Genomic DNA, 18151 nt, shown 5'->3' with positions numbered 1-18151 from the left:
ACGTGCTCGACGACGCGACTGTTCATTACAACGCCTCCTGCACCGGTTGGGTGGTGGGAGTTTTCGACGACGGCATCTCACTTCAAAGCTTTGCCCTTTGTATCAACCGGAGTGGAGAATTCAGACTCTCCAGCTACGTATTCCCCCGCGAAAAGAACCCCAAGCCCTATCTAAACACAACCTGCCCAATCAACGTCTCCGTTACCCCTCAGTATCAGCCAGATATTTTTCCGATACGATTAGGGGAGAGTACCGTAGGTATCTGCTCACGAAGGTTTGGTTTAGAAACCTTGGAAGCGGCACCTTTAGAATAAACGTTCCCTGGGAACTCATAGCCATCTACCTTGAAAGCGATACTATATATGAAAACGGGACGTATGTCCCAAAACTCCCGCTGGATGTTGAGGTATCTTGGAAAGGTGAAGAAATCGACAGGACACCCGCTCTGGCAGAACCTCCCGCTTCTTACTGGATTGACATCAGCGAGGAGAAACCCTCTGGGGAAGTTTTCGTAAAAGTAAGTGGGGAGCGAGCTAAATTCATAACCAAGGTTTATGGATACGTTATCATTCCATACCAATCGTATTATCCAGCAATAGGTGGGTTTCCCTTTATATTTCCCCAGCACGATGGTTATCGCATTAGTATATACTCCTATTTTGGAAACGTCGAAGTTGAGGGGGAGTTTCTCTGGAATGGGAGCAATTTCACCCTTTTTAAGTTTACTACCTCAAAGGGCGAGACTAAGGAGCTTTACGTTAAAGATGGTCGTGTATGCTATGGAAAATGGACCAGGAGAGCGTGCGGTAGGTATTCACTACCAAGGGGAGCACTAAAACTGACTGTGGGCTTTAATAGAGGGTCTCTGTGGGTCTGGAACGATGGAACTGTGTATTTTAAAACAAAGCTTGACTCACTGGGCATAAAGTCTATGGAATTCCTCGGTGGAATTCCAAGTGAAGACATCTACGCGGTCAGCGTTTATGCCACGGACAGGGTTTACGAAGAGAAGGATAGTCCTTTGGGTAGGGTATCCTTAGCACTAAGCTTCATTGCGGTTGTACTCTCGCTGGCCGCACTCCTGAGGTCAAGAAAAAAAGGCTGAAAACGTAGGTACACGGCCAGTCGATTTGAGTGCGGGAAATCTAAAACTCAGAAAGCTCCAAACTCATTCCTCAAGCCAGATTTCGAGCCTCTGCTTGCCCCTTCCGAGGCTGGAGCGCTTGAGCTTCTTGAGGTGGCCTATCTCCTTTATGTCCCTCACGTGCGTCCCGCCGCAGGGGATGACTTCGAAGTCCCTTATCTGGGTCAGCCTGGTTTCTCCTTCCCACCATATCTTCATCTCGCCGCCTTCGTCAACGTAGCGGTTGAAGAGCTCGATTATCTTCTCCTTGTACTGGTTCACGTTCTCCGGGTACTCTATGTCGTAGCGGCCCTTCTCATAGCTCATCCCGCTCCCGTAGGGCTTCCACTTCCCCTTTCCAAGGACTTCGTTGAGCACGTGGTCGAGCAGGTGCATCGCGCTGTGTATCCTCATCAGCTTGTAGCGGTAGTCCCAGTCGATTTTGAGCTCGACCTCATCCCCAACCTTGAACATCTCTGGTTCAGCAACGACGTGCCAGACGTTGCCCTCCTCATCTTTGTAAACATCGAGAACCTCAACGCCGTTTATCGTGCCCCGGTCGTGGGGCTGACCGCCGCCGGTCGGGTAGAATATCGTCTGGTCGAGAAGGAGAGCGTTGTCCCTTACTTCCAGAACCTTTGCCTTGGCTTCCTTCAAGTAGGCGTCCTCGTAGTAGAGCTTCCTCGTGGCCATTCTCATCACCAGAGGAAAATAAGCTGTCGCCATTTAAATGGGTATCGAAATTGAAGAAAAGGAAAGCTAAAGGAAAAGCTTTTACTTCCTTCTCCTGAGGAGAAGAGGCACGACGGCAAGGCCTACGAGGAACGCCGGACCGCAGGTACTGCCCGTCTTTTCTTCTACGTTGTACTTGACTTCAACTCTCTCAGGGACTTTCTCCATCATGGCAAAGTAGTCCCTGGCCAGCATACCATACCTTACGTAAGCGCTGCTTTCAAGAACTACCTCTTTGTCGCCGACCTTTGTGACCTTCATAGTTATCTGGCTTCCGTTGGCCTCAACATGTATGTCATCCGGAATCTGTGTGAACTTCGAGCCTTCAGGCAGTATAATTCTGATCGTTGTAGTCTGGTTGATCCCATCCGTCAGCCTTCCTTTGACCGAGACATCGCGGAGCCCGAGGGAAGGGTCGTGGACGTAGGTGTTGTTGTTGGCCTTGGTGTAGTTAGCCAGTACCCAGTGGAAGCGCAGCCGTAGGGGTGCTGTGGAGTTTACGTTCTCGAATTTTATGCTCCAGTCTTTCACACTTATCCCCTGTTGCTGGAAGGCAAGGAGGTTGTTCTGGTAAATTGACTGTATGATTGCATCTTCTCCCTGGTACATAACCATGAGTTTGAGATAGTTCACGTAGTCTTCTGGGGCTATGTATTCCATCAGGGTATCGATCACTGTTTCTTCTTTGCCGATCGTAATATTGGTCTCAGTCTTTGAGCTCCATACTGAATAGTTCCCTTCCTGGCCGGGTCTTCCGCGATACTGGATGATAAACGGCTGAAAGTCGCTGTAAAGCTTCTGGAGGTCATCTTTTGTTATGTTCTCATCGAAGTGCATACGCGCGTCCACGATTATCTCGTTCCCGTGAACATCAACGTTTATCGACACGTAGCTCTTACCCGATTCCCTCGAATAGTCCGACGGAATGCTCACGATCTCGGCGTCCTCCGGGAGCACTATCGAGTAGTGGTCTTCAAAGTCGAACGTCCTGTTTAGAGATGTGAGGTCAACCTGTGAGATCTGGAGGGTACGAAGAACATCAAGCTCTATTTCCCAGATCCCATCGTAGGAGTAGTATTTTGCAAAGTCGAGTACCTTCCCCGTAATTTCTGTGATTAGAGGCCCATCAGAATCATACCCTTTAACGGTGCCCGAGGCGTTTGCCAGGTTCATTCCAAGCTGCGAGAAGAGCTGAACCCTCTGGTTAACAAGCATTTCAGTGGCGTTCTCCAGACCCACCTTTAAGATACCCTCTTTGGTACTGTTCAGCATGTCTGAGGGTCCATAGAGGGTCGTTATGAACTTTAAATCTGCTGAACCGTCCCAGTGGACAGTGTACTTCTGCTCAACCTTCTCGGAATACGCATCGGCGCCAAAGCTCGGCACGGCAATTGCTCCGAACGCCAAAACAATCAATAACAAAACACCAACTTTCTTCATTAGAATTTCCCCCATTAACTCACTCCTAGTAGGGACTCAGGGAGGTTTTTAACCTTTTTCATCGGTTGAAGCTCTGCCGATTACCAGCGTGAGATTAAGATTCTAACGTGTATTCACTTGATTTTAACCCACACAAATACAAGCGGTGAATGTCCAAGACATCAAAAGTAAGAATAGGGGTAATGAAAATAGGGGCCATCAAGAGATCCACTTGCTCTCGTCCAGCTCTTTCTCGGTTTTGGCAACGATAACAGTCCCAGCCAGGTCGCCGGTGACGTTGACCATCGTCCTCCCCATGTCGAGGATCGCGTCAATGCCGAGTATCATGGCGTAGGCAAGCGCCACCGGACTTCCGGGCGTAAGGTCGAGGCCGACGCTCTGGAGGACCATTGCGAGCATTATTGCACCAGCACCGGGAACACCGGCGGTTCCTATTGAGGCCAGAACTGCCGTTAGGACGACGACGAGCTGCTGACCGAGGGTGAGCGGATGGCCGATAGCGTTGGCGACAAAGAGAACCGTGACACCCTGGTAGAGGGCAGTACCGTCCATGTTTATCGTCGCACCGAGCGGCAGGGTGAATGAGAATATTCCCTTGTCAACGCCCATCTCTTCCTCGGCAACACGCATTGTAACAGGGAGGGTTCCGCTTGAGCTCCTGGTGACGAAGGCGGTGATCATAGCATCCTTCGCCTTCCTGATGAACTTGATCGGGTCAATGCCGAAGACCTTCAAGAGAATGAAGTAGGTGATGACTATCTGAAGGAAGAGGCCGGTATATACAGCTCCAACGACCTTCGCCAGCGGCCCGACGACCCTGACGCCCTGCTCGGCCATGACGTAGGCTATGAGGGCGAAGACACCTATCGGTGCGTACTGCATGACGCCGCCGACTATGAGGTACATAGCCTCGGCAAGGCCATCGAAGACCCTCAGGAGGGTCTCGGCCGACTTTCTGACCCTCTCCTCGTTCCTGTTCATGAGGTAGGTTATCGCTATTCCGAGGATTATCGCGAAGAATATCACGGGGAGCACTTCACCCTTGGCGAGCGAGGCAAACGGGTTCGTTGGAACTATGTTGAGTAGAGTCTGAACGAGGGAGGGAGGCTGAGCTTCTATGGCCTTCCCGGTACCGCTCCCGAGGTTGACGTTGGCACCGACGTTGAAGACCCTGCCAACGATGAGACCGAAGAAAACTGCCATGGCGGAGGTAGCGAGGTAATAGACGACGATCTTGACGCCGACGCGGCCGAGACGAGCAGGGCTTATACTTGCCGCACCGACTACGAGCGACGCTAGAACTATCGGCATCACTAGCATCTTCAGCAATCTGACGAAGAGGTCACCGAAGGGCTTGATATAGGTCTTAACGGCCCCCGCATAGCCGAAATGTCCCGCTATCAGGCCAAAGACTGCACCGAGAACCAGACCCCAGAGAATTTTCCACAGAACGGGATAGTCGAGATACCGCCTCAGGAGGCTTTTTCCCATCTTTTCACCCCCTTATTGGCTGGCTTATTGCCAGCATAATCCAGTTAAAAAAGGAAGTTTATTAGGGTTGTCCCTGGAAAATTGTCAAAAAGTCAAAACTTATCGGTTAATTCTAACTGACACATCACCATACACTACTTTAACTGTCTGTCCATCAACGTCCAGAATAAGGGAGCCGTCATCTGATATGGTGATTACCCTGCCAACGAGGTCATTGCCATCGAGCAGGACTCTTACTTCCTTCCCGATTAGCATCGTTCTCCCGCGAACTTCTTCAACAACTAAAGGCGGGTTTTCAAGAAATGTCTTATACCAGCGGCCGAGATACTCAAGCAGCCTTTCCAAGACTTCCCCAATGTCAACGGGTTCCCCCAGGGCTTCCATCATGGAGGTTGCAGTCTCCTTTAGACCATCTGGGATTTCATTGTTCACATTGAGACCTACCCCCATGATCACGAAACCACCTTTCACTTCCGTTAGGACTCCAGAAATTTTCCTGTTCCCGACCCAGACGTCGTTGGGCCACTTTATCCATGCATCAATGTCGAAGTCCCTCAGTGTGTCCGATACTGCCAGTGCACCCACGAATACGAGCCTAGGGTCGATCCTGGGAGGCTTCAGGATGACGCTCATCCACAGGCCGCCCTCGGGAGAAGCCCAGGCTCTACCCTTCCTTCCCCTCCCGGAGGTCTGCCTCTTTGCAACTACGACTGTTCCTTCAGAGACATCGGGAATGAGCTTCTTCGCGTACTCGTTGGTCGAGTCTACCTCATCAAGGCGAATGACGTTCCACTCCATAAGCCCTCCCGAGATTAAAACTCGGGAAAGAGTTTAAACTGTTTTGGAGAAACCTATGCGGGGTGTCTGAAATGGTGTTGCATGTCTCCCCAGATGGCTTCAGTTTTGATGACGACACAGGAAATCTCATTATAGTTGGCTCCAGAACTTCCAGGAAGAAGGCCGTCAGGTTTATTGCACTAGTGAAAACAAGACCTGTAAAGGATGTTCTCCCGGTGTACCTCAAGGCCATACTTGAAAAGTTCAGGGAAAGCCCCACCGAATACTGGGACGAGGAAACTGCTCTCGATGTTTTGAAGTCAAGGGGGCTTAAAGTTCATTCCTTAGAGGTTGAGCGTGAGAGGCAGAGTGTGAGGGTAGAGTTTCAAGCAGAGGGACTCATCGAAAACAATCTTGGGACAATATCTCCGGAGAAAGTTAAATACGTTGAAAAGCTAATGAGGGATTTCCTCTGGTCGATTATTGACGACCTGACTGCATCTGACCTGTGGGCACCCATAGCAATCAACGAAGACCTTGATGAGATTGGTGAGGGATTTCTAATGGGGCCCGAGGAAGAGGAGACGGATGAGCAGGTCTTTTCAAGTCTTGAGTTCTGGTGGGAAGAGTACTGGGGAGACAATGGAAAACCTTAAATCCTCCCTTTGTATATCACTCCTGGTGATTAGTATGGACGCATACCAGAGCGTTGGGATTAGGAGGAGGCTTAAGAGGTTCTTCCGCAGGGACGGAAGGGCTCTGATATTCGCCATGGACCACGGCTTCGAACACGGGCCGACCGATTTTGAGCCCGTCTGGGAGCACGTTAACCCGAGGATCATCATTAGGAAGGTCGTCAGGGCTGGAGTTGACGGAGTCATGATGCTCCCCGGCATCGTCAGGATGGCCGGCGACGAGCTCAAGCCGGACACGGGGCTTATGATAAAGCTCACGAGCAAGACCGAGCTAAGGCCAAAGGAGGAGCAGCTCCTTCAGAGCCAGCTCGGTTACGTTGAAGACGCGATAAAGCTCGGCGCCGATGCGATAGCGGCAACCGTCTACTGGGGCTCACCACAGGAAGACGTTATGATGCGCCAGTTCGCGGAGATAGCGAGCTACGCCCATGACTTGGGCTTCCCTGTTGTCCAGTTTGCCTATCCGCGCGGGCCCTACATCAACGAGAAGTACGGCAAGAAGGAGGACTACCGCGTCGTTATGTACGGTGCAAGGGCCGCGGCTGAGACCGGGGCCGACATGATAAAGACATACTGGACGGGATCAAAGGAGACCTTCGCCAAGGTTGTTGATGCAGCGGCTGGCGTTCCAGTTCTCCTCAGCGGGGGAGCAAAGACCGAGAACCCCGTGGACTTCCTCAAGGTCGTCTGGGACGTTATAGAGGCCGGAGGAGCGGGAGCAGTCGTCGGAAGGAACATCTTCCAGCGCGAGAATCCAGAGCCGATGATAAAGGCCCTCATAAGGGTCATCCACAGGAATGAGGACCCAGAGGAGGCCGCTAAGGCCGAGGGGCTTATTTGACTCATTTCCACTTTTTCGTTTCGGATAGAGATGCTTTTCAATGAAACTGGAACTCTGGTGCTCGTTTATGTTCTCCAACTTTTAGAAACGGCATTGGAGTACTCTTTTGTTCGTTTAATGCCTAAAATTGTATCGTCAAAAGCCGACAACATTAAAAACCGTGTTGGGAACTATAAACAGGGTGAGGAGAATGGGAAGGGTCGAGATAATAGATACGACGTTTAGAGACGCTCATCAGTCACTAATAGCGACGCGCCTTCGAACAGAGGACATGCTCCCCATAGCTGAGAAGATGGACAGAATCGGCTTCTACTCCATGGAGGTCTGGGGAGGGGCAACCTTTGACGTCTGCATCCGCTACCTGAGAGAAGATCCCTGGGAGAGACTCCGCATTCTAAGGGAGTACATAAAGAAGACGAAGCTACAGATGCTCCTCCGTGGCCAGAACCTCGTTGGCTACCGTCACTACCCGGACGATGTTGTCGAAAAGTTCGTCGAGCTCGCACATAAGAACGGAATAGATATCTTCCGCGTCTTCGATGCTCTCAACGATATCAGGAATATGGAGGTGGCGATAAAAAAGGCTAAAGAAGTCGGTGCTGAGGTTCAGGGGGCAATAGCCTACACAACGGGTAAAGTGTTCACACTCGAATACTACATGAAGAAGGTCGAGGAACTTTTAGCCCTTGACGTGGATGTAATAACGATCAAGGACATGGCAGGTCTGCTGACACCTTGGAAAGCCTACGAGCTCGTCAGCGAGATAAAGGAGACATACGGTGTTCCCGTCAATGTGCACACCCACTCCACTACGGGAATGGCCGTTGCCACCTATCTCAAGGCCGTGGAAGCGGGAGCTGACTTCATAGACACCGCAATAAGCCCACTTGCCTTCGGCACTGCACAGCCCGGGATTCAGACGATATGGCACGCCCTCCCCGAGGCAGTTGGTTCTCATCTTGACCGCGAGCTAATCCACGAGATCTCACGCTACCTCAAGAAGCTCCTGGAGGAGAAGTACTGGGGACTGCTCCACAAGGAGGCATTGATGGTCAACCCATACGTTCTCAAGTACCAGGTTCCGGGGGGAATGTTCTCCAACCTCATAAGCCAGCTCAAGGAGATGAACGCCCTGGACAAGCTCGACGAGGTCCTTGAGGAGATACCCCGCGTGAGGGAAGACCTCGGCTGGCCGCCGCTCGTCACCCCCACCAGCCAGATAGTCGGCACTCAGGCCGTTTTGAACGTCCTCTTTGGAAGGTACGAAAGGGTAACCCAGCAGGTCAAGGACTACGTGAAGGGCCTCTACGGAAGGCCGCCAGCGGAGATAAACCCCGAAATCAAGAAGAAAATCCTGGGCGACGAAGAGCCCATAACGGTCAGGCCGGCTGACCTTCTTGAACCTATGCTTGAAAAGTGCAGGAAGGAGCTTGAAGAGAGGGGGTACAGCCCGACTGAGGAAGACCTTCTGACCTACTGCCTCTTTCCGCAGGTAGCGCTGGAGTTCTTTGAGGCGAGGAAAGAGGGAAGGAAGGCCCCAGAGGTGCCGCCTACCGCCCAGAAGTTCAAGCTCTACGTGGACGGCGTTGAGTTCGAGGTGGGAATTGAAGGAGTCGATTTAAGCGCGCTCAGATACCTGCCCCAGATAGCAACTGCTGGGATAACTACTCCTGCAACACAAACGATTTCTGCCCCAAGTGCCCCCACCGCTCCTTCACCTGTTTTTCCCAAACCTGCCTCGCCAACCCCTACTCCAGCTCTGGCGGCACCATCACCAGTCACCGCCGCTGGTGAGGGTGTCGTCACCGCCCCAATGCCGGGCAAAATCCTGAGAATCCTCGTGAAGGAGGGCGAGCAGGTTAAGACCGGACAGGGACTGCTCATTCTCGAGGCAATGAAGATGGAGAACGAGATTCCAGCACCGAAGGACGGTGTTGTAAAGAAAATCCTCGTCAAAGAAGGCGACACCGTAAACACCGGCGACCCACTAATAGAAATAGAATAACCCCCGGTTGCTCCTTTTCCTTTTTATTCCCTTGAAAAGTTCTGATCACCTCATCCAGAAGGGCTACTATAGGCTCAGGCTGGACATCGAGAACGCTGAGCTACTGCAGAGGGAGGCTCAAAGAAAGCCCGTTCTCCTCTTGACCTTTCCCCTTCTTCGCGGCGCAACCCTTTTATGGGTTAAACTTCAAGTTATACTTGGTGATACCGGTGGTTAGTATCCGCCTGAAGGTCGGCCCAAAGGGCCAGATAGTAATTCCCAAAGTCTTCAGGGAGGCCTACGGAATTAAGGAGGGCGGGGAGGTTATAGTGGAACCGAAGGAAGATGGACTTGTTATCAGGAGAGTGCCGGACACGGAAGAACTCCTTAAAAAGCTCAGGGAGTACCACAAAAAGAGGAAAGGCGCGAAACCAGCTAAACTTGGGGAACTCAAAGGAGTGAGCCTTGAAGACGAGTTCGACGAGGTCTGGGGGATTGAGGAATGAGGCTGCTCATTGACACCAACCTTTTTGTCTATTTAAACGCCAACATAGACGATGAACTCGCCGAGAGGCTCGATCGCTTCTATGCAGAGCTGGTTAGAGAGAATGAAGCTTACACGAACGTCCTTGTTTTGGACGAGCTCATTCACGTTTCTAAACGAAAATACGGGGTGAGCTATCCTGAGACGATATCGTTCATAGAAGACGTTGTACTGCCTGCCGTTAGGGTGCTTCCCATCACCTTTGAGGATTACCTCACGGCCAAAGAAATAATTCTCAAGTACCACCTTCGCCCTTCAGATGCCCTCCACGCCGCGACGATTCAGAACAACGGCCTTCAGGCTATTGTGAGTGAGGATGAGGATTTTGATAAACTTCCCATTAAGAGGCTCTGGCTGGAGGTGTAATCATGGAAATCTACAAAGCCAAGTTCGGAAATCCTGAGAGGGGTTGGGTAGTCTTGGTTCATGGCCTTGGAGAGCACAGCGGGAGGTACGGAAAGCTCATCTCGATGCTCAACGAGGCTGGCTTTGCCGTCTATACCTTTGACTGGCCAGGACACGGGAAGAGCCCTGGAAAGAGGGGGCACACCAGCGTCGAAGAGGCTATGGAAATAATTGATTCCATAATTAAAGAATTAGGTGAAAAGCCCTTCCTCTTCGGACACAGTCTCGGAGGTTTGACCGTCATCCGCTATGCCGAGACCAGGCCGGATAAGATACGCGGGGTCGTCGCGTCCTCCCCGGCCCTGGCCAAAAGCCCCAAAACACCGGGCTTTATGGTTGCCCTCGCCAAGGTTCTGGGAAGAATAGCCCCCGGTCTGACACTCTCCAACGGCATTGACCCAAACCTCCTTTCAAGGAATCCGGATGCGGTGAAGCGCTACATCGAAGACCCGTTAGTCCACGACAGAATCTCAACAAAGCTCGGAATGAGCATCTTCAAGAACATGGAGCTAGCTCACAGGGAAGCGGACAGAATTGAAGTACCCATTCTCCTGCTTGTGGGCACAGGTGACGTTATAACACCCCCCGAAGGCTCAAGGAAGCTCTTCGAGGAGCTCAAGGTGAAGGACAAGGAAATCAGGGAGTTCGAGGGTGCTTACCACGAGATATTTGAGGATCCCGAATGGGGCGAGGAGTTCCACAAGACGATCGTGGAGTGGCTTATAAAGCATTCAGAGAAGGCTTGAGAATGAAAGTCAATAGGGAACGCCTTTTCCATATTTCCATTTTGATTCCCCTCCTAACACTTCCCTGGCTAGGCACCACCTGGCTAATTTTCACTGTTCTGGGGTTTGTTCACAAATTCAGAGAAAAAATCTGGGCCGCTTACGAACGCCATAGCGGAGATTTCGGCACATATCTGGTCGTTGGCATGGCTTCAGCCTATCTTGTTGAGGTTCTTGCCATAATTGACAACCTCAAACTTTCCCCTGAGGAAAGGATACTCCTCAACCCGGATCCACTGACAGACCTGTACCTCGCTTTCGCCTACTACTTCCCCTTCGTTCTCTATTGGGGACTGGCCATTCGAAGGTACGACTACAGCTGGAAAGATGTGTTCTGGATAGGGGCGCCACTGGTATACTTATGGAGCAGATGGGGGCGGTCTTTCTCTCTTTCAACCCGGTTGCATGGCTCTACGTTCTGCTGGTTTATGGTTCCTACAAGGCCATTCCAGTTCTCGTGACGGAGAAATGCTTGAGACAAAGGGAGAGAAAACACATCAAGGTATGGAAAAAACTCGTTCTCGGTGCACTGATAGAGTTCCTGGCATTCGTCTCGGCAGGAGGGTTGCTGTGGATTTTTGAAATTGCTCTGTAGGGTAAAGTTAGCGTTTATCATAACCCTTTTATCGAGCAAGGTGGAAGAATCCTGTTGGGAGACTCGCTTTGAGGTTGATATATGCACTCTCGGGTGGCCTCTATGCTCGTCGATACTTTTCCCAGGTTCCTTAAGGAGTGGAACGGGACCGTAGACAGCTGGCTCCGGTATATTCGGGGATACCCTGAGCTATTTGGGAAGGTAAAGTGGGACTATGAGCGCTATGGAATGGACTGGAAGGGGTTTACGAAGTTACTTTTAAAACGAAACATGGAGGAGCTCATCCTTGCCCACGAAAAGCTGCTTGAAGTTCTCCCAAGGATGGAAACAAAGATTGAGGAGCTTTTTGGAATCAAACCGAAGGACTACAACGTGGTTCTCTACATGGGCATTGAAAACGGGGCCGGATGGGTGACCGAATTCCTTGGAAAACCCCCGATTCTCTTCGGTCTGGAGGCAATAGCCAAGCTTAAGTGGTACAGCAAACTTGAGGGATTAGTTGTCCACGAGTTTGGGCACCTGGTTCACTGGCTTTTAAGGGGAGAGAACATAGAGCGGCTTGAGGATGAGCAGATGTTCCTGCTGTATACAGAGGGGTTCGCCCAACGGATTGAGGACATAATCATCGGAAGGCCCTGGCACCTAGAGGAGGAGGGATGGTTCGAGTGGTGTGAAGAAAACGAGGGACTCCTGAAGGCCGAATTCTTGAGAAGGATACAGGAAAAAGAACCCCTGAACCCGTTTTTCGGCTCGTGGTATACCCTCTTTGGGAAGCGGTTCTTAGGCTACTACATTGGCTATAAGTTCGTCTGCTGGCTTGAAAACGACTATTCCCTTGAAGAAATTTCAAAGCTTAAAAGAGAAGAGATCAAAGGTAAGATCCTGGAGTTTCTCCCCTAAATGTTCTCCCTTCGGTCAATGACGTGCTCCAGCTCCGGTCCCGTCTTTATCAGTCCAACTGGAACGCCTACCCTTTCTTCGATTTCCTCAACGAACTCCTTCGCCCTCTTCGGAAGTTTATCGTAGTCAGTGACACCGAAGGCTTCCCCGTCGTACTTGTCGAGCATCGTGAGGGCAAGCATCGTCGCGCCGTTTATTCTCGCGGAGTAGCGGGCGAACTCGAAGTCAAACCAGCCCACCCTCCTCCTTCTCCCAGTGACAGTACCATATTCGACGAGCCCAAGCCTTTCAGCCTCTTCCTGAGGCATCTCAGTTGGAAACGGCCCTGCACCGACCCTCGTTGGGAAGCTCTTGAAGACGACGATGACATCGTCAACCCTCGTCGGGCCAATTCCAACGTCGCTCGCAATGGCAGAGGCCGTCGTGTCTTTGGAAGTGACGTATGGATAAGTTCCGTAGTAGAGGCTTAGGCCGAAGCCCTGCGTTCCCTCAATGAGAACGAGCTTTCCATCGTCAAGGGCATCGTTCACTTCAGCAGCAACGTCCGTTAGATACGGCTCAAGCTCCTTGATGTCCTTTGCTAGCTTTGCCCTTCTCATAACTCTGTCGGCGTTTGCTGGCCCGCAACCGCTCCCGGTGGTTCCAATCTCCTCGTGCAGGTGGTGGTTGCTTCTATCCAGCTGTTTGTGCTTCTCCTCGATTATGGCACAGCGGTAATCTATCCCAACCCGCTCCCCGACGTTAAAGTCCTTCAGGTGTTCGAGCTCGTGGAAAAAGACTTCTGGATCAACGAGAACGCCAGCCCCGACGAGAAGTCTCGCCTTGGTCTGCATAAAGCCAGTTGGGAGCTGTCTCACCGCATACTTCTTGCCGTTGATGAAAACGCTGTGGCCGGCATTAGTTCCAACGCCGCCGCGTGCTATGACTTCGGGCTCATCTTTGAGGGCCAGATAGGCTATAACAGAGCCCTTGCCCTCATCTCCCCATTGACCTCCAACGACGATGTAGCTCGGCATGGCTCTTACCCATGTCTAAGTCAATAAGGGGTTTATAATGCTTTCCATGTTGACATTTATTCGTTAATAACGCCTCGAAAGTATTAAATCTCTTTACGCGGATTTTTATATGGTGATGCCTACGGCCTGCCTGGAGATAAACCCCGAGCGGAGGAGCGTTATCGTGAGAACAGAGGACGGTAAAAAGCTTGGAGAATTGGACCTCGATGATCTGGCTGAGATCGTGGAATTCCGGTACGCTACCCCCTGGAACGTTACAAAGGACTCCCTTGAGAAGGTGGCGCTCGTTCTAGAAGACCTTGCGTATCTGGCGCGGAGCAGCAGAGAGCTCCCAGAAAAGGAAGTTCTCATCGACATGTTGAAGAAAAGAAAGTATTAAAAGGGCCAGCTGCCTTAAAGCTGAAGGGTCTCACCATGATCAAAAATAAGTTAGTTGTCGTCACTGGGGGAGCGGGCTTTATAGGCTCTCATATAGCCTGGGAGCTTATCAAGGACAACGATGTGGTAATCATCGACAATCTATACACTGGAAAAGAAGAAAACGTTCCACCAGGGGCGAAGCTCGTCAAAGCCGATATAAGAGACTACGAGGCAATAGCCGAGCTGATAAGCAACGCCGACTACGTTTTTCATGAGGCCGCCCAGGTGAGCGTCGTCGAGAGCATCAGGGATCCGGTTTTTACTGAGGAGGTCAACGTCCTCGGAACGCTCAACATTATTAAAGCACTTCTCGAAGGGCATGGGAAGTTGATCTTCGCTTCTTCCGCAGCTGTTTATGGAGACAACCCTAACCTCCCACTAAAGGAGACTGAGAGACCTAGACCACTCTCCCCCTACGGGGTGACCAAAGCAACCGCCGAGGAGTACCTCCGCGTCTTCCACGAGCTTTACGGCCTGCCAGTTGTTTCTCTCCGCTACTTCAACGTCTTTGGACCGAGGCAGAGCACCAACCAGTACGCGGGAGTGATAAGCATCTTCATCAACCGCGCGCTGAAGGGTGAACCCCTCGTTATCTTCGGCGACGGAAAGCAGACGAGGGACTTCATCTACGTCAAGGACGTGGTTAAGGCTAACCTTCTGGTAGCCGAGAGCAGAAAAGCTAACGGAAGGGTTTTCAACGTCGCGACAGGGAGAGAGACCACGATCCTTGAACTCGCTATGAAGATTATAGAAATCACCGGAACGACTAGCTCGGTAGTCTTTGATAAACCGAGGCCTGGTGACATAAGACACAGCAGGGCCGACATAAGCGAGATTAGAAAGCTGGGCTTTGAGCCAGAGTGGTCTCTTGAAGAAGGACTGAAAAAAACAGTAGAATGGTACGCCAAAAATAATCCTTAGGGGCAATTCCTTCACTTTTTAACGCTGAAGCCCATCGCCTGCTTCTGCTGGATTTCCTGAGCCTGCCTGGCCAGCTCTCCCAGCTGGGCTTCGAGCTTCTTAAGGGCCTCCTGTGTCTTTGCTATCGCCTCTTCGTACTCATTTATGCGCTTTTCGAGGTACTCAATAGAGTCATCAAGGCTCTTCTGGACGGCATAGCCAGCACCTACGCTGACTATCGCGTTCTTGGCGTCAACGATCTTGCCCTTGAGGAACGATCCAGCCCCTATGGGAACAAGGATCTCGACCTCACCCTCCTCATTCTTAAGGCCTTCGAGGGTTTCCTTGACCGCCTGGAACTCGTTCTTCCCCAGAGTCAGAAGCTCAAGGTTCTGGGCGAGCAGTTGAGCCTGAGCCTGGAGGAGCTGGTACTGGTACGCGAGTTCTTCAAGCTTCTTGGTGTCTTCCGCCATTTCAACCACCGGAGTAAGTCCGGGGCGGTGCTTTTAAGATTTTAGCTTAAACTAGCAACTCAAATCGCATGACAGAGAGCAGTCTAAAATGGCTCCCGTCAACCATCTACTCATGACATTGTTTCCCATCTCATTATTACTGACTGATGTTGATAGGAATCATTCCTCTCGTTCAGAGACCATATTTTTGCCATAGCAAAGACAATCGAGCTTAAATCCTTCAGAAAGCAAAAGATATGCTGTTAATCAGCGCAGCAAAGTTTATAAACCCTTTAGCTCCACATCTGACGCCCCTCGTAGGAGGGGAGGTGGTCGGTATGTACTACCCACCCAGGAAGAAGGTCCAGCCCAAGAAGGTTGAGGAAGAAGAGGAAGAGGACTTCGAGCCCCTCGAAGCAGTCGAAGAAGCCTACGAGAACTGGGACGAAGAAGAGTTTGACGAGGACTGGGAAGAAGAGGAAGAGTGGGACGAGGACTGGGAGGACGAAGAAGACTGGGATGAGGACTGGGAAGAAGACGAGGATGACTACTGAATTCTCCCTCCCTTTTTGAGGTGCTCCCATGAAGGGCCGGCCGGTAAAGAGACAGAAGACCACCCTCAAGACCCTCGAAAAGCGCCGTCAGATGCGGCACCGGCCGGACCCTGGCAGATGGTTCTATTCTTTTATCCCGTTTAAGGTGGCCACAGGAGGGGCCGCGCCGCTGATTCCGCTTCTCACCATGAACGTCGGAGGGGGCCCTGCTGAGGTCGGCGTTGTAAACGCCGTCGGAAGCACGTTTTCAATGATGGGAGGCCTCTTCTGGGGAAAGCTCAGCGACAGGCTCAACAGGAGAAAGGCATTCCTGCTTCTTGGATTTCTCGGGACTGCAATAATGACCATGAGCTTTGCCCTCGCCCGCACAGTCCACCAGGTTATTGCCATAAACGCGGCCTACACGTTCTTCATAGCCACTACCATACCCATTCCAATCCTCATAATAACAAAGGCTTTCCGCCTTGAGGACTGGGACTACGCGATAGGGAAGTTCAATGAGATCGGCGGCTGGGCCTGGTTCTCGGTTTAATAGTAGGACTGCTCTTGACACCCCTGTTCGGGATTAGGGGAACTTTCATTGCCCTTGGAGTCATAGGGCTTCTCTCGTTTCCATGGGGCAAAAAGACAATACGGGAAGTCCCACTTCACATCGATAGAAAAATCCTTGGCGTTTACGCTGGCTACGTCGTTGAGAAGTTCAGGTACCTTCCGAACATGATAACTCACCTGCCAAGATTCTCGACGAAGGGGTTTGGGAGGCTCTACTTCTCCTCCTTCCTGTTCTGGGTGGGGGCAATGCTCTACTTCACCCAGTTCCCGGTTCTCCTTAAGTCGAGGGGCTTCGGTGCCACTCACCTCTACCTCATGAGCATAGGGAACTCCACCATATCGGCCTTCATGTACACGCGGGTCGGTCTGAAACTCAAAAAGAGCGGGGGCTACCTCGCCCTCATTCGTGGGCTTTCAGTTAGGGCATTTGCTTTCTCGCTCCTTGCGGTATCCACGCTAATTGAGGGCTAAGTTTTTGCGCTCCTTGCCTTCATCTCGTATTTCCTGGCAGGCTACACCTGGGCATACATAGGGATCTCAACAACCTCGATAATCTCCCGTTACGCCCCACCCAAGGAGAGGGGCGCTCTGATAGGAACTTACAACATGATAAGTTCCCTGGGTGCAATAGCGGGGAACTTCCTCAGCGGTTTTCTGACGGAAGGGCTCGGTTTTACCGTGAATTTCACGGTTGCAACTGCCCTCCTCCTGGTTTCAATACTTCCGCTCCTCGGCGAGAACGTTAAAAGTAGAAAATCCAACTAACTCCGGTGATGACTATGTTCTGGCTCAAGACGAGGATAATTGAGGGGGAGGGCTCACTTGAGAGCCTCAAGGACGAGGCCAAGGGTCACGAGCGGGTTCTCATACTGGCATCTGGTTCCATGAAGAGGAACGGCTTTCTAAGCGAGGCCGAGGACTACGTTAGGGAAGCCGGAGCAGAGGTTTTCTCGATAGCAGGCCTTCCCTCAGAACCGAGTGTCGAGGTCATTGAGGAGTTCCTGCCGAAGGTTAGAGAGTTTGGGCCAGATCTTCTCGTTGCCATGGGCGGCGGTAGCGTTATCGACACGACCAAAGCCCTCAAGGTCTTCTACGACGCTCCCGAGCTCGTCTTCGAGGAGATAGCCTTCATAGACCGTTTCTCAAGGCCGAAGCCCGTTCCAAAACTAAAAACTCCCCTCATCGCGATTCCCTCAACGAGCGGAGCTGGAAGCGAGGTTTCCGCGGCCAGTGTCCTGAAGAAGAACGGGATAAAGTACAACATCGTTACCCCAGAGATAGCGCCTGAGGTAGCTATTCTCGACCCGAGGCTCCCGAGGACTATGCCAAGGGAAGTTGCGAGGAATTCTGGCCTGGATGTCCTCGTCCACGGTATAGAGGCTTACACGACGAAAGTCGCCGGGCCCTTCAGCGATGCAATGGCAATCAGGGCGATAAAGACCGTCTTCGAGTGGCTTCCGAAGTCGGTTGAAGGTGACCCCGAGGCGAGGGCAAGAATGCACTACGCGGCAACGATGGCAGGGATAGCCTTTCTCAATGCCAGGCTTGGTTTGGCCCACGCGATGAGCCACAAGGCGGCATGGGTAGGTCCCCATGGCTTACTCAACGCGATATTCATACCCTACGTGATGGAGTTCAACGCCGAGAGGAGTGAGTATGCGAGGAAGCGCTATGCTGAGATAGCGCGCGAACTTGGGTTGAAGAGTGCGGAAGAGCTGATAAAAGCCGTCAGAGAGCTCAACGAGCGCCTTGGAGTTCCAAAGCTAAGCGAGCTGGTTGACGAAGAGACTTTTGTTGAAAGGGTTGAGGAGATGGCTGAGAAGGCCTACCGCGACGGGCTGATAGCGTTCAACCCCGTTGAACCAAAGCCAGAGGAGATAAGAGAGCTTTATCTGAAGGCTTTCTACGGGAAATGAAGGGAACAAAATAAAAGACGAACAAAGCG

General features: G+C 51.7%; 23 protein-coding genes. 17 read left to right on the top strand and 6 right to left on the bottom strand.

Annotation, left to right across the window (positions count from 1 at the left end; all coding sequences use genetic code 11):
- The first annotated feature begins 97 nt into the window (after nt 1-97).
- Complete coding sequence (locus ACZ5TN_RS01130) at nt 98-1105, top strand: hypothetical protein (protein ID WP_048053697.1); 1008 nt, start codon at nt 98-100, stop codon at nt 1103-1105.
- Nucleotides 1106-1168: 63 nt separating this feature from the next.
- Here the strand turns inward: ACZ5TN_RS01130 and ACZ5TN_RS01125 are convergent, their stop codons facing one another.
- From ACZ5TN_RS01125 to ACZ5TN_RS01110, 4 genes are all read right to left on the bottom strand, one after another.
- Nucleotides 1169-1816 (bottom strand): alanyl-tRNA editing protein, encoded by a 648-nt coding sequence (locus ACZ5TN_RS01125; protein ID WP_011249935.1) that lies wholly within the window; start codon nt 1814-1816, stop codon nt 1169-1171.
- 81 nt (nt 1817-1897) lie between these two features.
- The gene (locus tag ACZ5TN_RS01120; protein ID WP_464916906.1) at nt 1898-3295 is read right to left on the bottom strand and encodes a CGP-CTERM sorting domain-containing protein; all 1398 of its coding nucleotides are present in this window, start codon (nt 3293-3295) and stop codon (nt 1898-1900) included.
- 198 nt (nt 3296-3493) lie between these two features.
- Nucleotides 3494-4786, bottom strand: a complete 1293-nt coding sequence (locus ACZ5TN_RS01115; protein WP_464916905.1) for a dicarboxylate/amino acid:cation symporter — start codon at nt 4784-4786, stop codon at nt 3494-3496.
- A gap of 99 nt (nt 4787-4885) precedes the next feature.
- Nucleotides 4886-5584 carry a biotin--[acetyl-CoA-carboxylase] ligase gene (locus tag ACZ5TN_RS01110; protein ID WP_464916904.1) on the bottom strand — a complete coding sequence of 233 codons (699 nt, stop codon included), beginning with the start codon at nt 5582-5584 and terminating at the stop codon, nt 4886-4888.
- A gap of 62 nt (nt 5585-5646) precedes the next feature.
- On the opposite strand from ACZ5TN_RS01110, the gene ACZ5TN_RS01105 reads away from it, so the two are divergent.
- From ACZ5TN_RS01105 to ACZ5TN_RS01065, 9 genes are all read left to right on the top strand, one after another.
- Nucleotides 5647-6219 (top strand): hypothetical protein, encoded by a 573-nt coding sequence (locus ACZ5TN_RS01105; RefSeq protein ID WP_464916903.1) that lies wholly within the window; start codon nt 5647-5649, stop codon nt 6217-6219.
- A gap of 34 nt (nt 6220-6253) precedes the next feature.
- Nucleotides 6254-7099, top strand: coding sequence for a class I fructose-bisphosphate aldolase (fba, locus tag ACZ5TN_RS01100; RefSeq protein WP_464917433.1), 846 nt, complete (start codon nt 6254-6256; stop codon nt 7097-7099).
- 190 nt (nt 7100-7289) lie between these two features.
- Entirely contained in the window at nt 7290-9104 is a 1815-nt protein-coding gene (gene oadA, locus ACZ5TN_RS01095; protein ID WP_464917432.1) for a sodium-extruding oxaloacetate decarboxylase subunit alpha, read from the top strand.
- A 209-nt stretch (nt 9105-9313) separates the two neighbouring features.
- Nucleotides 9314-9589: an AbrB/MazE/SpoVT family DNA-binding domain-containing protein gene (locus ACZ5TN_RS01090; protein ID WP_464917431.1), complete on the top strand. Its 276-nt coding sequence runs from the start codon at nt 9314-9316 to the stop codon at nt 9587-9589.
- On the top strand, nt 9586-9993 hold the full coding sequence (locus ACZ5TN_RS01085; protein ID WP_011249949.1) for a type II toxin-antitoxin system VapC family toxin: 408 nt from the start codon (nt 9586-9588) through the stop codon (nt 9991-9993). The genes ACZ5TN_RS01090 and ACZ5TN_RS01085 overlap by 4 nt, the downstream gene beginning before the upstream one ends.
- Before the next feature lie 2 nt (nt 9994-9995).
- A complete protein-coding gene (locus ACZ5TN_RS01080) occupies nt 9996-10778 on the top strand; it encodes an alpha/beta hydrolase (RefSeq protein ID WP_011249950.1) in 783 nt (260 codons plus the stop codon).
- A gap of 2 nt (nt 10779-10780) precedes the next feature.
- Nucleotides 10781-11278, top strand: coding sequence for a hypothetical protein (locus ACZ5TN_RS01075; RefSeq protein WP_464916902.1), 498 nt, complete (start codon nt 10781-10783; stop codon nt 11276-11278).
- Between the two features lie 11 nt (nt 11279-11289).
- On the top strand, nt 11290-11412 hold the full coding sequence (locus ACZ5TN_RS01070; RefSeq protein WP_464916901.1) for a hypothetical protein: 123 nt from the start codon (nt 11290-11292) through the stop codon (nt 11410-11412).
- A 102-nt stretch (nt 11413-11514) separates the two neighbouring features.
- Nucleotides 11515-12312, top strand: a complete 798-nt coding sequence (locus ACZ5TN_RS01065) for a hypothetical protein (protein WP_464916900.1) — start codon at nt 11515-11517, stop codon at nt 12310-12312.
- Here the strand turns inward: ACZ5TN_RS01065 and ACZ5TN_RS01060 are convergent.
- Nucleotides 12309-13328 (bottom strand): adenylosuccinate synthetase, encoded by a 1020-nt coding sequence (locus ACZ5TN_RS01060; RefSeq protein ID WP_464916899.1) that lies wholly within the window; start codon nt 13326-13328, stop codon nt 12309-12311. The genes ACZ5TN_RS01065 and ACZ5TN_RS01060 overlap by 4 nt on opposite strands.
- 115 nt (nt 13329-13443) lie before the next feature.
- Between ACZ5TN_RS01060 and ACZ5TN_RS01055 the strand changes: the two genes are divergently transcribed.
- Together ACZ5TN_RS01055 and ACZ5TN_RS01050 are read left to right on the top strand one after the other, a co-directional pair.
- Nucleotides 13444-13707, top strand: a complete 264-nt coding sequence (locus ACZ5TN_RS01055) for a hypothetical protein (protein WP_464916898.1) — start codon at nt 13444-13446, stop codon at nt 13705-13707.
- A gap of 35 nt (nt 13708-13742) precedes the next feature.
- Nucleotides 13743-14669, top strand: coding sequence for an SDR family oxidoreductase (locus tag ACZ5TN_RS01050; protein WP_011249955.1), 927 nt, complete (start codon nt 13743-13745; stop codon nt 14667-14669).
- A gap of 11 nt (nt 14670-14680) precedes the next feature.
- On the opposite strand, the gene pfdA is transcribed toward ACZ5TN_RS01050, so the two are convergent.
- Nucleotides 14681-15121, bottom strand: a complete 441-nt coding sequence (pfdA, locus tag ACZ5TN_RS01045) for a prefoldin subunit alpha (RefSeq protein WP_464917430.1) — start codon at nt 15119-15121, stop codon at nt 14681-14683.
- Between the two features lie 317 nt (nt 15122-15438).
- Here pfdA and ACZ5TN_RS01040 point away from each other — a divergent pair, with 317 nt between their 5' ends.
- Genes ACZ5TN_RS01040 through ACZ5TN_RS01020 form a run of 5 tightly spaced genes read left to right on the top strand, consistent with a single transcriptional unit; the run spans nt 15439 to nt 18122 of the window.
- The gene (locus ACZ5TN_RS01040) at nt 15439-15654 is read left to right on the top strand and encodes a hypothetical protein (protein WP_464916897.1); all 216 of its coding nucleotides are present in this window, start codon (nt 15439-15441) and stop codon (nt 15652-15654) included.
- A 28-nt stretch (nt 15655-15682) separates the two neighbouring features.
- Nucleotides 15683-16186, top strand: coding sequence for an MFS transporter (locus ACZ5TN_RS01035; protein WP_464916896.1), 504 nt, complete (start codon nt 15683-15685; stop codon nt 16184-16186).
- Between the two features lie 14 nt (nt 16187-16200).
- Nucleotides 16201-16677 (top strand): hypothetical protein, encoded by a 477-nt coding sequence (locus ACZ5TN_RS01030; protein ID WP_464916895.1) that lies wholly within the window; start codon nt 16201-16203, stop codon nt 16675-16677.
- Between the two features lie 21 nt (nt 16678-16698).
- Nucleotides 16699-16971, top strand: a complete 273-nt coding sequence (locus ACZ5TN_RS01025; protein WP_464917429.1) for an MFS transporter — start codon at nt 16699-16701, stop codon at nt 16969-16971.
- A gap of 14 nt (nt 16972-16985) precedes the next feature.
- Entirely contained in the window at nt 16986-18122 is a 1137-nt protein-coding gene (locus ACZ5TN_RS01020) for an iron-containing alcohol dehydrogenase (protein WP_464917428.1), read from the top strand.
- The last annotated feature ends 29 nt before the right edge of the window (nt 18123-18151 follow it).

This window comes from Thermococcus sp. JCM 11816 (assembly GCF_055396515.1).
Note: the sequence above shows the minus strand (reverse complement) of the source record. Positions and strands in the feature narration are given on the sequence as shown.